The sequence below is a fragment of the Ramlibacter humi genome (assembly GCF_004681975.1).
GTDB lineage: Bacteria > Pseudomonadota > Gammaproteobacteria > Burkholderiales > Burkholderiaceae_C > Ramlibacter > Ramlibacter humi.
Map to the genome: position 1 here is coordinate 186,093 of NZ_SMLK01000002.1, position 13,701 is coordinate 199,793.

The 13,701-nt window shown below is 69.8% G+C and carries 8 protein-coding genes; 7 read left to right on the forward strand and 1 reads right to left on the reverse strand.

Annotated features, from left to right (window positions below; genetic code table 11):
- The first annotated feature begins 14 nt into the window (after positions 1-14).
- A complete protein-coding gene (locus EZ216_RS08285; RefSeq protein ID WP_135249278.1) occupies positions 15-2,297 on the forward strand; it encodes a methyl-accepting chemotaxis protein in 2,283 nt (760 codons plus the stop codon).
- 46 nt (positions 2,298-2,343) lie between these two features.
- Positions 2,344-8,352: a hybrid sensor histidine kinase/response regulator gene (locus tag EZ216_RS08290; RefSeq protein ID WP_135249279.1), complete on the forward strand. Its 6,009-nt coding sequence runs from the start codon at positions 2,344-2,346 to the stop codon at positions 8,350-8,352.
- 16 nt (positions 8,353-8,368) lie between these two features.
- Here the strand turns inward: EZ216_RS08290 and EZ216_RS08295 are convergent, their stop codons facing one another.
- Entirely contained in the window at positions 8,369-9,868 is a 1,500-nt protein-coding gene (locus EZ216_RS08295; RefSeq protein ID WP_135249280.1) for a cryptochrome/photolyase family protein, read from the reverse strand.
- A gap of 21 nt (positions 9,869-9,889) precedes the next feature.
- On the opposite strand from EZ216_RS08295, the gene EZ216_RS08300 reads away from it, so the two are divergent.
- Genes EZ216_RS08300 through EZ216_RS08320 form a run of 5 tightly spaced genes read left to right on the forward strand, consistent with a single transcriptional unit; the run spans position 9,890 to position 13,700 of the window.
- On the forward strand, positions 9,890-10,492 hold the full coding sequence (locus tag EZ216_RS08300) for a YqgE/AlgH family protein (protein WP_135249281.1): 603 nt from the start codon (positions 9,890-9,892) through the stop codon (positions 10,490-10,492).
- Entirely contained in the window at positions 10,489-10,905 is a 417-nt protein-coding gene (gene ruvX / locus EZ216_RS08305; RefSeq protein ID WP_135249282.1) for a Holliday junction resolvase RuvX, read from the forward strand. The genes EZ216_RS08300 and ruvX overlap by 4 nt, the downstream gene beginning before the upstream one ends.
- Positions 10,902-11,396, forward strand: a complete 495-nt coding sequence (pyrR, locus tag EZ216_RS08310; protein WP_135249283.1) for a bifunctional pyr operon transcriptional regulator/uracil phosphoribosyltransferase PyrR — start codon at positions 10,902-10,904, stop codon at positions 11,394-11,396. The genes ruvX and pyrR overlap by 4 nt, the downstream gene beginning before the upstream one ends.
- 4 nt (positions 11,397-11,400) lie before the next feature.
- The gene (locus EZ216_RS08315; RefSeq protein ID WP_135249284.1) at positions 11,401-12,399 is read left to right on the forward strand and encodes an aspartate carbamoyltransferase catalytic subunit; all 999 of its coding nucleotides are present in this window, start codon (positions 11,401-11,403) and stop codon (positions 12,397-12,399) included.
- Entirely contained in the window at positions 12,396-13,700 is a 1,305-nt protein-coding gene (locus tag EZ216_RS08320; RefSeq protein WP_135249285.1) for a dihydroorotase, read from the forward strand. Before EZ216_RS08315 ends, EZ216_RS08320 begins: the two co-directional genes overlap by 4 nt.
- The last annotated feature ends 1 nt before the right edge of the window (position 13,701 follow it).

Below are 13,701 nucleotides of genomic sequence, written 5' to 3' on the forward strand. Positions count from 1 at the left end.
CGGAAGGCCATGCAATGTCCGTCGTCGACCAACTGAAGAATCTGTTCGCCAAGCGCAAGTCGTCCGACGCCGCGGGCGAGACCACCGGTGAGCTGAGCCTGGCCGCGCCGGACGCTTCGCTCGACCCGGGCACCGTGCAGGAGCCGATGCAGGCCCTGGCCAGCACCGACCAGGACAGCGTGGACGCGCCCGACTCGCTGGACGCCGCCGACCATGTGCCGGAAGCCGAGCAGGTTGCCATCCCGTTCCTCGGCAAGCGCAGCATCGTCGCGCACCAGCGCATCCTGTTCACGCTGCTGGCCGTCTCGCTGGTCATCCTCGGCGGCGTGGCCGTGTTCGCGGTGAGCCAGGCCGACAAGGTCGCCCAGCAGGTGCGCAACACCGGTGACTCGCTGACGCAGTCGCAGCGCCTCGCCAAGTCCGTGTCGCAGGCCCTGGTGGGCAGCCCGCAGGCCTTCCCCGAAGTGCGCGACAGCTCGGCCTCGCTGGCCCGCTCGGTGCGCGGCCTGAAGGCCGGCGACGATGCGCTGCGCCTGGACCCGGTGGCCACCGAGTTCCAGGAAGACATGGACAAGATCCTGCCGGTGATGGAACGCGCGGAGAAGAGCGCGGCCGTCGTGATCGGCCAGCAGAAGATCCTGACCCAGGTGGGCGCGGCCCTTCGCACCATCAACCGCCAGTCGTCCGACCTGCTGGAAATCGCCGAGACGGTTTCGTCGCTCAAGCTGCAGCAGAACGCCAGCGCCGCCGAGATTTCCGCCGCCGGCCAGCTGGTGATGCTGACGCAGCGCATCGGCAAGTCGGCCAACGAATTCATGACGCTGAACGAAGGCCTGTCGCCCGAAGCGGTGTTCCTGCTCGGCAAGGACCTGAACTCGTTCAAGGAAATCGCGCAGGGCCTGCTGGAAGGCAGCCCCGAACTGCGCCTGGCCGGCAGCAAGGACCCGCAGATCCGCGAGCGCCTGGAAGCGCTGCTGAAGGTCTATGAGGAAACCCGCACGCAGGCCGGCGCCATCCTGGGCAACCTGCAGGGCCTGGTGTCCGCGCGTGAAGCGCAGGCGTCCATCATCGCGGACTCCGAACCGCTGCGCCGCTCGCTGGAAGACCTGCAAAGCAAGCTGTCCCTGCAGACCGGCCTGGGCGTCGCGTCGTTCGTCGCGCTGGCGCTGGCCGCCATCTTCGCCATCGGCTGCTCCGTCGGCCTCGCGTACGTGCAGCTGCAGGACAGCCGCAAGCGCCAGGAAGTCGCCGAACAGCAGCGGCTGGAAGCCGAGCGCCAGGAGCAGGAAGCCAAGCGCGTCAACGACGCCAACCAGGCCGCCATTCTTCGCCTGATGAACGAACTGCAGACGGTGGCCGAAGGCGACCTGACGCAGGAAGCCACCGTGACCGAGGACATCACCGGCGCCATCGCCGACTCGGTGAACTACACGGTGGAAGAACTTCGCCAGCTGGTGGGCAACGTGCAGAACACGGCCACCAAGGTGGCGCAGACGACGGCGCAGGTGGAAAGCACGTCCACGGAGCTGCTCGCCGCGTCCACCGAGCAGCTGCGCGAGATCCGCGAAACCGGCCAGTCGGTGCTGGACATGGCGTCCCGAATCAACGCGGTGTCCGGGCAGGCGCAGGAATCGGCCCAGGTGGCCAAGCAGTCGCTGCAGGCCGCGGAATCGGGCCTCGCGGCCGTGCAGAACGCCATCGGCGGCATGAACTCCATCCGCGACCAGATCCAGGAAACGTCCAAGCGGATCAAGCGGCTGGGCGAGTCGTCGCAGGAGATCGGTGAAATCACGGAGCTGATCTCGGACATTACCGAACAGACGAACGTGCTGGCCCTGAACGCCGCCATCCAGGCCGCGTCGGCCGGTGAAGCGGGCCGGGGCTTCTCGGTGGTGGCGGAAGAAGTGCAGCGCCTCGCCGAACGCTCCGCGGACGCCACGCGCCAGATCTCGGCGCTGGTGAAGGCCATTCAGACCGACACGCAGGACGCTGTGGCCGCCATGGAACGCTCCACGCAGGGTGTGGTGGAAGGGGCCAAGCTGTCCGACAACGCCGGTACCGCGCTGACCGAGATCGACCAGGTGTCGCGCCGCCTCGCCGAGCTGATCGACCAGATCTCGACCACCGCCGCCAGGGAGGCCGAGTCCGCCAACGTGGTGGCCGGCAACATCCAGCACATCTTCGCCGTGACGGAACAGACCGGCGAGGGCACGCGTTCCACGGCGCAGCAGGTGCGCGAGCTCTCGCGCATGGCCGAGGAGCTTCGCCAGTCCGTGTCGCGATTCAAGATCGCCTGACGCGGCCGGAAAGCACCCGACCGCCCGCCAGAGCCTCAGTATTCCCATGCAAGCCACCGAAACCGATCTCGACCTGGCGACCAACGACCTCGGCCCGCTGGCCTGGGTGCTGGACGAGTTGCGCAAGTCGCTCGAGTCCGCCTCCGCGGCGCTGCGCCGCTTCGTGCGCGACGCCGGCCTGGCGCGCGGCCAGGACATGGCGTCGGTCGACGCCGGCCAGCTGCGCATCGCCCGCCAGCAGTTGCACCAGGCCGTCGGTGCGCTGGAGATGGTGGGCCTGGGCGCGCCGGCGCTGATCCTGCGCGCCATGGAATCGGCGGTGCAGAAATTCGTCGAGCGCCCCGAGCTGTGCAGCGACGCCGCCGCCGCGAAGGTGGAACGGGCGGGCTTCGCCCTCACCGAATACCTGGAAGGCGTGCTGCTGGGCAAGGCCGCTTCGCCGGTGGCGCTGTTCTCGCAATACAAGGACGTGCAGGAACTGGCGGGCAGCGACCGCATCCATCCCGCCGACCTGTGGCCGTACGACTGGCGCTGGATCGAACCGCAGACGCCGGCCGTCGGCCAGACGCTGGTGTACGACCCGGCGCTGCGCTCGCGCATGGACCAGGCGGTGCTGCGCATCGTCAAGACCGGCGACGCCGCCGCCGCGCGCGAACTGGCCGACTCCGCCCTGGGCCTGGCGGCCAGCCAGGAGGTGCGCCAGCCCAAGATCTTCTGGAAGGTTGCCGCCGGCTACTTCGAGGCGCTGGCCAAGGGCCTGCTGCCCGCCGACGTGTACGTCAAGCGCGCCGCCTCGCGCGTGCTGCTGCAGTACGCCACGCTCGCCAAGGGCGACATGGGCGTGTCCGACCGCCTGGCGCAGGACCTGCTGTTCTTCTGCTCGCAAGCCGTCCCGCCGCGCCCGCTGGACGCGCCCGCGCTGGCCAGCGTGCGTGCCGCGTATGCGTTGCAGCGCTTCACGCCGGTGGACTACGCCACCTCGCACTACGGCCGCTTCGACCCAGTTCTGCTGACGCAGGCGCGCAAGCGCATCACGGTGGCCAAGGAAAGCTGGTCGGCCGTCTCCGGCGGCGACGCCAACAAGTTCAAGGCCGTGGGCGAGCAGTTCCACGCCATCGGCGAATCCATCACCAAGCTGCACGCACCCAGCGCGCCGCTGGCGCAGGCGCTGGTCGCCACCGTCGACTACGTGGTGCGCGCCGGCCAGGCGCCGCGCCCGGAAGTGGCGATGGAAGTGGCCACCGCGGTGCTTTATCTCGAAGCCGCGTTCCAGGACCTGGATCCCACCGATTCGCAGCTGGCGCTGCGCACCGGCCGCCTGGCCGACCGCCTGGAGCAGGTGCGCCAGGGCGGGCAGGGCCAGCCGCTGGAACCCTGGATGGAGGAGCTGTACCGCCGCGTCAGCGACCGCCAGACCATGGGCAGCGTCGTCGGCGAACTTCGCGGCACGCTCAGCGAACTGGAGAAGCTGCTCGACGGCTTCTTCCGCAACCCCGACGACAAGGGTCCGCTGAAGGACGCGCCCACGCACCTGCTGCAGATGCGCGGCGTGCTGTCGGTGCTGGGCCTGGACCAGGCCACGCACGCGGTCGCGCGCATGCGCGATTCCGTCGAGCGCATCCTCATCGGCGACTACGACAAGGACCTCGAGCAGCGCCAGGCCGCCTTCGACAAGCTGGGCAACAACCTCGGCGCACTGGGCTTCCTCATCGACATGCTGAATTACCAGCCCGCGCTGGCGAAGAAGCTGTTCGTGTTCGACGAAGCGCAGGGCGAGCTGCGCCCCCTGATGGGCCGCGCGCAGGAAGCCGCACCCGACCTGCCGATGAAAGTGGAGCCGGAGCCCGCCGCTCCGGTTTCCGCGCCCGTGGCAGTTGCGCCGGTGGCTGCGCCGACCGCTGCCCCGGTTGCCGCCGCCCCTGCGCCCGCTGTTCTTTCGGTGTCCGCGCCGGTGGTGGTGGTGGAAGTCAACGAAGAAGACGGCGAGCTGCGCGAGATCTTCCTGGAGGAAGCGCGCGAGGTGGTCGGCAACGGCCGAGCCGCCATCGAGTCGCTCGCCTCCAATCCGGCCGACGTCGCCGAACTCACCACGCTGCGCCGCGCGTTCCACACGCTCAAGGGCAGCTCACGCATGGTGGGGCTGAACGAATTCGGCGAAGCCGGCTGGGCGCTGGAGCAGGTGCTCAACACCTGGCTGGCCGACCAGAAGCCCGCCAGCGACGACCTGCGCGCAGTTTCCGGCCAGGCGCTGGACGGCTTCGAGCGGTGGATCGAGGACATCGCCGCGCGCAACGACGGCGGCTGGAAGTCGGGCATGTTCCGCGGCCCGGCCGACGCGCTGCGCACCGAAGGCCGCGTCGTCGCATTCGCCTTCCCCGGCGGTGCTGCTGCAGCAGCCGCCGAACCCGCGCCCGTTGAAGCGGCGCCGGAATTCGAGGCCCCTGTTTTCGAGGCGCCCGCGCCGTCACTCGATGACCTGGTGCTGGATGCGCCTGTGCCGTCCGTCGCCGCACCCGCGCAGCCCCAGGCACCCGCGTTCGAAATTGCCTTCGATCCCGTGGCAGCCGAACCGGCTCTCACTGAACCGGTGATCGAAGTGATTTCGCTCGACATCGAACCGGTGACGCTGGAACTCCCGCAGGCGCCGGTGCAAGAGCCCGCCGCCGTCCCGCTGGCCGATTTCGAGATCGTCGTCGCGGCCGAGCCCGTCGTGGAACTGCCGTCGGCCGAAGTGGCCGAGGCGTCGTTCGGCACCACCCAGGTGATCCGCAGGGAAACGACCGCGGTGGAGGAGATTTCGCTCGACGAACTCCCGGCGGATTTCGCCGCCGGGCTGGGCGCGCCGACTTCGCCGGAAGCGTTGACGCAGGCGCCGCCGCAGATCGAGTCCATCGACTTCGGCAGTCTGGATGCGCTGTCTTCCTCAGCGCCGGCCGCGGACGCGCCGGAGCCCGAGGCTTCGACCGAGCTGCCCGACTTCACGCCTTCGGCGCAGGCCCAGCTGGAATCGCTGGCCCAGGCCGAGCCCGAGCTCCAACCCGAGCCGGACCTCGCTACCGCCATCGAGCCGGCCATCCAGGCCGACGAGCAGACCAAGGTCATCGGCGGGCTGCGCATCGGCATCCCTCTCTACAACGTCTATCTGAACGAGGCCGACGAGTGGTCGCGCCGCCTGGCGCAGGAACTCGGCGAGTGGGCGCTGGAGCTCACGCAGCCGGTGCCCGACTCGGCCGTCGGCCTGGCGCACGCGCTGGCCGGCAGTTCGGCGACGGTGGGCTTCAATGCGCTGTCGGACATCGCCCGCGCGCTGGAAAGCTCGCTGCAGCATGCGCAGACGCTGGCCTGGGGCACGCCCCAGCACGGCAAGGCTTTCGTCGAAGCCGCCGAGGAAATCCGCCGGCTGCTGCACCAGTTCGCCGCCGGCTTCCTGAAGGATCCGGAACTCAAGGTCACCGAGAACCTGGCTGCGCTGGAACTGCTGCAGTTGCCCAAGCGGCCCGACCTGCGCGACAGCGGCCCGTCGGACCTGGACGACATGGACTTCTCCGCGCCCGTCGCGCAGTCGTTCGCCCAGCCGGAGCCCGAGCCCATCCCCGAAGCCCGGCCCGCGGCGCAATCGGCCGCCACGCAGTTCGTGCCGTTCGAACCTGCCGCCGCCGCGCCCCAGCACGTCACCACCATCCGCGGCGAGCGCGAGCAGGACGACGACATCGACGTCGTGGACGCGATCGACCCCGACCTGTTCCCGATCTTCGAGGAAGAGGCCATCGAGCTGATGCCGCAGCTGGGCGGCGGCCTGCGCCAGTGGGCCGAGCAAGCCTCCGCCGCCGCGCGCGAGCAGGTGCTGCGCGTGCTGCACACGCTCAAGGGCAGTGCACGCCTGGCCGGCGCGCTGCGCCTGGGCGAAATGGCGCACCGCATGGAATCCGAGATCGAGGGCATCGGCCTCGACGCGGGTCCCGTGGTGCTGGAACCCGTGCTGCAACGCTTCGACCAGCTGCAGACACGGTTCGACATCCTTCGTGGCGTCGCCACCGAGGAATCGGTGGATGACATCGTCGCTCCGCAGGTCGACGAGGCGCCCGTACAGGCGCAGCCGGTCGCCGACACGGAAGGCGCGTCGCCTGCCACCGCTCCGCGTGCGCTCATCGTGCCGGCCGCCACGCACGTCGTCGCCCCGCGCGCGGCCGCGGGCCAGGCGGTGCGCGTGCGCTCGACGCTGCTGGACCGCCTGATGAACCAGGCCGGCGAGGTGATGATCACCCGCTCGCGCCTCGAGAACGAATTGCGCAACCTGCGCAGCTCGCTGAACGACCTGACCGGCAACCTCGACCGCCTGCGCACCCAGCTGCGCGACATCGAGCTGCAGGCCGAAACGCAGATGCAGTCGCGCCTGGCGCAGGCCAAGGAAGCGGCCGCCGGCTTCGACCCGCTGGAGTTCGACCGCTTCACCCGCGTGCAGGAACTCACCCGCATGATGGCCGAGTCGGTGAACGACGTGGCCACCGTGCAGCGCAACCTTCAGCGCACGGTGGAAGCCACCGAAGACGACCTCATCGCCCAGGCCCGCCAGACGCGCGAATTGCAGCGCGACCTGCTGCGCACGCGCATGGTGGAATTCGAAGGCATCTCCGACCGTCTGTACCGCGTGGTGCGGCTGGCTTCGAAGGAAAGCAGCAAGCAGGTGAAGCTGGACATCACCGGCGGCTCCATCGAAATGGACCGCGGCGTGCTGGACCGCATGACGCCCGCTTTCGAGCACCTGCTGCGCAACTGCGTGGCGCACGGCATCGAAAACCCCGCCACGCGCACCGCCGCCGGCAAGGAGCCCGCGGGCACCATCCTCATCGACGTGCGCCAGGAAGGCAACGACGTCTCGGTCGAATTCCGCGACGACGGCGCCGGCCTGAACCTGCCGCGCATCCGCGAGAAGGCGCTGCAGAACGGGCTGATCACGCCCGACCAGCAGCTCACCGACGCAGACGCCGCCAACCTGATCTTCACGCCCGGCTTCTCCACCGCGGCCGCCGTCACCGAACTGGCCGGCCGCGGCATCGGCATGGACGTGGTGCGTTCCGAGGTGAACGCGCTGGGCGGCCGCATCGAGACCAGCACGCAAGCGGGCCGCGGCACCAGCTTCCGTCTGGTGCTGCCGCTGACCACCGCGGTGACGCAGGTGGTGATGGTGCGCAGCGGCAACCTGTCCATCGGCGTGCCCGCCAACCTGATCGAGATCGTCCGCCGCGCCAGCACCAAGGAAGTCCAGCAGGCCTACAACAGCGGCAGCTGCGACGTCGGCGGCGAGCAAGTGCCTTTCCACTGGTCGGGTGCCCTGCTGCAGTCTTCGGCCCGCAGCAACGAACCGCAAGGCAAGACGCTGCCCGTGGTCATCTTCCGAAGCGCCGCGCAGCGCGTCGCGGTGCACGTGGACGAAGTGCTGGGCAACCAGGAAGTGGTGGTGAAGAACCTGGGCCCGCAGCTGGCCCGCCTGCCCGGCCTGGCCGGCATGACGGTGCTGGCCTCCGGCGCCGTGGTCCTGATCTACAACCCGGTGGCGCTGTCCGCCGTGTACGGCGAGCAGGCCCGCCTGCTCAGCGCCGACCGCGCGCAGCCGGAAGTGCTGGAGAAGTCAGCGGGCGCGCCCGTCGTGCCCGAGGTCGCGCCCGCCGCGCCGCAGATCCCGCTGGTGCTGGTGGTGGACGACTCCATCACCGTGCGCCGTGTCACGCAGCGCCTGCTCGCGCGCGAAGGTTACCGCGTCGCCCTGGCGGCCGACGGCCTGCACGCGCTGGAGAAGCTGGCCGAGGAGAGGCCCGCAGTCGTGCTGTCGGACATCGAGATGCCGCGCATGGACGGTTTCGACCTGGCGCGCAACATCCGCGCCGACGAGCGCTGGGCCAGCCTGCCCATCGTGATGATCACCTCGCGCATCGCCGAGAAGCACCGCGAACACGCGCGCGAACTGGGCGTCAACCACTACCTGGGCAAGCCGTACTCCGAAGAGGAACTGCTCAGCCTGGTGAAGCACTACTGCACGGCGGCCGTCGCGGCCTGACCACCGGCACGCGGGCTCAAGCGGCGGCTTTGTCCGCCGCTTTGCTTTTGACGACCGAATACCGCTGCAGCGTCGTGCGCCGCGCCTCGTCGTGGTCGACGATGGGCCGCGGATAGTCGCGGCCAAGCGCCAGGCCCGCGGCTTCCAATTCTTCGGGTCTGGCTTCCCACGGTGCGTGCATCGCAGCGGCCGGCAGCTTCGCCAGTTGCGGCAGGTAGCGGGCGATGAACTTGCCGTCAGCGTCGAACTTGCGGCTCTGGCTCACGGGATTGAAGATGCGGAAGTACGGCTGCGCGTCGCAGCCGGACGAGCTGGCCCACTGCCATCCGCCGTTGTTGGCCGACAGGTCGTAGTCGTTCAGGTGGGCCGCGAAGTAGCGCTCGCCCCAGCGCCAGTCCACACCCAGGTCCTTGCACAGGAAGCTGGCCGCCACCATGCGCAGCCGGTTGTGCATGTAGCCGGTCTGGTTGAGCTGGTGCATGGCCGCATCCACGATCGGGTAGCCGGTGCGGCCTTCGCACCAGGCGGCGAACAGCTGCCTGGCCCGCGCGCCTTTCTCCCAGGCGATGGCGTCGTACTCGCGGCGGAAGCTGCGGCCGTTGCCCGCTTCGTCGGCGACGTGCGGGAAGTTGGACAGGATCTGGAAGTAGAAGTCGCGCCAGATGAGCTCGCTGAGCCAGGTGGCCGCGCCTTCGGACTTGCTGGCGCGTACGTGCGCCAGCCGCGCCAGTTCGCGGATGGACACGGTGCCGAAGCGCAGGTGCACGCCCAGGTAGCTGGGGCCCTTCACACCCGGGAAATCGCGCGTGGCGTGGTAACGGTCCAGCCGGGTCAGGAAGTCGTCCAGCAGCGCGCGGCCGCCTTGGGCACCGGGCGGCACGGGCAGCTGCCACAGGTTCGTGGGCTCGAAGCCGATGTCCTCAAGCGTGGACACTTCCTTGCGCAGCGTTGCCGGCCTTTCCGCCAGCGCGGCCGCATGGCGTTCGACCGGATACGACTTCAGATAGAACGCGTCCACCTTCGCCAGCCACGCGCGCTTGTACGGCGTGAACACCGAATACGCCGTGCCCGCCTGGGTCAGCAGTTCCTCGCCTTCGAAGATGGCCTGGTCCTTGGACGTGTGCAGCGCGATGCCCGCGTGCGCCAGCGCGCCGCGCACCCGTGCGTCGCGCGCGGCGGCGCCGGGTTCGTAGTCGTGATTCGCGAACACCGACTGGACACCCAACTCGCGGGCCAGGCGGGGAATCTCCGCCTCCGCCGCCGCGTGCCGCACGATGAGCCCGGCGCCCGGCCGGCCCGCGAGTTGGCGCAATGCCTCGTCCAGCTGAACCAGCGATTCGCGGATGAATTCCACGCGCCTGTCCTGCTGAGGCAGCCCTTGCAGGATGGCCGTGTCGAAGACGAAGGCGCAGTGCACCTGCCGGCAATGGCGCAGGGCGTGGTAGAGGGCGGCGTGGTCGTTCGCGCGCAGGTCCCGGCGAAACCACACCAGCCCGGCGGGATACGGTTTTTCCATGCTGGGGGCTAAAATTCGATCATGCCCGCCGAGTCGTCCACCATCAACCTGACGCATCATTTCCTGATCGCGATGCCGGGGCTGGAGGACGCTTCGTTCCAGCGCAGCGTGGTGTACCTGTGCGAACACAGCGAGCGCGGCGCGCTGGGCCTGGTAATCAACAAGCCCAGCGACATCAAGCTGAAGAACCTGTTCGAAAAAGTCGATCTGCCGCTCGATCGCGCCGACCTGGCCGGCATCCCCGTGTTCCACGGCGGCCCCGTGCAGACAGAGCGCGGCTTCGTGCTCCACGAAGCGGTGCTGGGCGAGGACAAGGACAAGCCCGACGAGCCGGTGTACGCGTCCACCATGACCATCCCCGGCGGCCTGGAGATGACCACGTCCAAGGACGTGCTCGAGGCGCTGTCCACCGGCGCCGGCCCCCGCAAGGTGTTGGTGTCGCTCGGCTACTCCGCGTGGGGCGAAGGCCAGCTCGAATCCGAGCTCGCCGAGAACAGCTGGCTCACCGTGGCCGCCGACCCGCAGGTGATCTTCGACACGCCGGTGGAACAGCGCTACGACAAGGCGCTGTCGCTGCTGGGCCTGCAGTCCTGGATGCTCTCGCCGGAGGCGGGGCACGCATGAGCGTGCCGGCCCGGCCTGACGTCCCTTCCCACTTCACTACCTTTTTGGCCTTCGACTTCGGTGCGAAGCGCACCGGCGTCGCCGTGGGCAACCGCCTGCTGCGCACCGCGACGCCGCAGCCGACCATCGCGGCCGAAGGCCAGAAGCGGCTGGACGCGGCGGCGCAGCGCGTGAAGGAGTGGCAGCCCGACGCCCTGGTCATCGGCGTGCCCTTCCACCCCGACGGCGCGGCGCACGAAAATACCGCTCGCGCGCGCCGCTTCGGCCGCCAGCTGGCGGCGCGCACCCGGCTGCAGGTCTTCGAAGTCGACGAGCGTTACAGCACCACGCAGGCGCTGGCCGAAGGCGCGCGCGATGCCGACGCCGCGTCGGCCTGCATCATCCTGGAGCAGTTCCTGAGGAGCATTGAATGAGCGAATTGAGGCTGGACGCCGAGGCGCTGTACGGCGAACTGCTGCGCGGCGTGCAATCGCTGCTCGGCGGCGAAGGCCGCCTGGTGGGCATCACCTCCGGCGGCGCCTGGCTGGCGCAGCGCCTGCACAAGGACCTGAACCTGCCGGGCGAGGCGGGCGTCATTTCATCTTCGATGCACCGCGACGACTTCGCGCAGCGCGGCCTGTCCGCGTCCAGCGCGCAGACCGAACTGCCGTTCGACGTGGACGGCACGCACGTGGTGCTGCTGGACGACGTGCTGTACACCGGCCGCACCATCCGCGCGGTGCTGAACGAACTGTTCGACTACGGCCGGCCGGCGGGCGTGAGGCTCGCCGTGCTGGTGGACCGCGGCGGCCGCGAGCTGCCGGTGCAGGCCGATTTCGCGGCGGCGCGAGTGGCGCTGCCGGCCACCCAATCGCTGGAACTGGCGCGCGACGCCCAGGGCCGCTTCAGCTTCAAGGTGAACTGACCCCATGCTTTCCCGCCGCAACCCGCAGCTGAATAAGAACGGCGAGCTGATCCACCTGCTCTCCATCGAGGGCCTGCCGCGCGACATCGTCACCCACATCCTCGACACCGCCGCGCGCTTCGTCGGCGTGAGCGACCGCGAAGTGAAGAAGGTGCCGCTGCTGCGAGGCAAGAGCGTGTTCAACCTGTTCTTCGAGAACAGCACGCGCACCCGCACCACCTTCGAGATCGCGGCCACGCGGCTGTCGGCCGACGTGATCAACCTGGACATCGCGCGCTCGTCGGCCAGCAAGGGCGAGTCGCTGCTGGACACCATCGCCAACCTGTCGGCGATGGCGGCCGACCTGTTCGTGGTGCGGCACAGCGAGTCGGGCGCGCCCTACCTGATCGCGCAGCACGTCGCGCCGCACGTGCACGTGATCAACGCCGGCGACGGCCGGCACGCGCATCCCACGCAGGGGCTGCTGGACATGTACACCATCCGCCACTACAAGAAGGACTTCAGCAACCTCACGGTGGCGATCGTGGGCGACGTGCTGCACTCGCGCGTGGCGCGCTCGGACATCCACGGCCTCACCACATTGGGCTGCGCCGAAGTGCGCGTGGTCGGCCCCAAGACGCTGGTGCCGGCCGACATGGCGCAGATGGGCGTGCGCGTGTGCCACACGCTGGAAGAGGGCATCCGCGGCTGCGACGTGATCATCATGCTGCGCCTGCAGAACGAGCGCATGAGCGGCGCGCTGCTGCCGTCGTCGCAGGAGTTCTTCAAGAGCTTCGGCCTCACGCCGGAGAAGCTGCAGCTGGCCAAGCCCGACGCCATCGTCATGCACCCGGGGCCGATCAACCGCGGCGTGGAGATCGACTCCGCCGTGGTGGACGGCAGGCAGAGCGTGATCCTGCCGCAGGTCACCTTCGGCATCGCGGTGCGCATGGCGGTGATGAGCATCGTCACCGGCACCCTTCGGCAGGCCCAGGGCGATCGGGGAGGGGAAGAACAAGCATGAAGATCCTGATCAAGAACGGCCGCGTGATCGACCCGGCCAGCAACCGCGACGAGGTGGCCGACGTCGCGCTGGCCGCCGGCCGCGTGGTCGGCATCGGCGGCGTGCCGGCGGGCTTCACCGCCAGCCGCGTGCTCGACGCCTCGGGCTGCATCGTCGCGCCCGGCCTGGTGGACCTGGCCGCGCGCCTGCGCGAGCCCGGCCACGAACACGAAGGCATGCTGGAGTCGGAGATGGCCGCGGCGGTGGCCGGCGGCGTCACCAGCCTCGTGTGCCCGCCCGACACCGACCCGGTGCTGGACGAGCCCGGCCTCGTCGAGATGCTGAAGATGCGCGCCGAGAAACTGCACCAGGCGCGCGTGTTCCCGCTGGGCGCGCTCACGCGCGGGCTGGCGGGCGAAGTGCTCACCGAGATGGCGGAGCTCACCGAAGCGGGCTGCGTCGGTTTCAGCCAGGCCGAGGTGAGCCTGGCCAACACGCAGGTGCTGCTGCGCGCGCTGCAGTACGCGGCGACGTACGGCTACACCGTGTTCCTGCGCCCGCAGGAGACGTACCTGGGCAAGGGCGTGGCCGCCAGCGGTCCGCTCGCCACCCGCCTGGGCCTGTCCGGCGTGCCCGTCGCGGCCGAGACCATCGCGCTGCACACCATCATCGAGCTGGTGAAGTCCACCGGCGCGCGCGTGCACCTGTGCCGCCTGAGCAGCGCCGCGGGACTGGAACTCGTGCGCCGCGCGCGCGACCAGGACCTGCCGGTGACGTGCGACGTCAGCATCCATTCGCTGCACCTCACTGACGCCGACATCGGCTACTTCGACAGCCGCATGCGCCTGTCGCCGCCGCTGCGCCAGCAGCGCGACCGCGACGCGCTGCGCGAAGGCCTGGCCGACGGCAGCATCGACGCGCTGGTGTCCGACCACACCCCGGTGGACGAGGACGCCAAGACGCTGCCTTTCGCCGAGGCCGAGCCCGGCGCCACCGGCCTGGAGCTGCTGCTGTCGATGGCGCTCAAGTGGGGCCAGGAAAGCGGCGTGGGCCTCACGCGTGCGCTGGCCGTGCTGACCAGCGCGCCGGCCGGCGTGCTCGGCAACGCGCTGGGCACGCTGCAGGCCAGCTGCGGCCAGCTGGTGGACGGCGGCGTCGCCGACCTGTGCGTGTTCGACCCGCTGGCGCACTGGGTGGTGTCGCCGGGCGAGCTGCGCAGCCAGGGCAAGCACACGCCGTTTTCCGGCTACGAGGTGCCGGGCCGCGTGCGCTGGACCATCGCGGCCGGCCAGGTCGCGTACGAAGCATCGGCGCGCGCCTGAG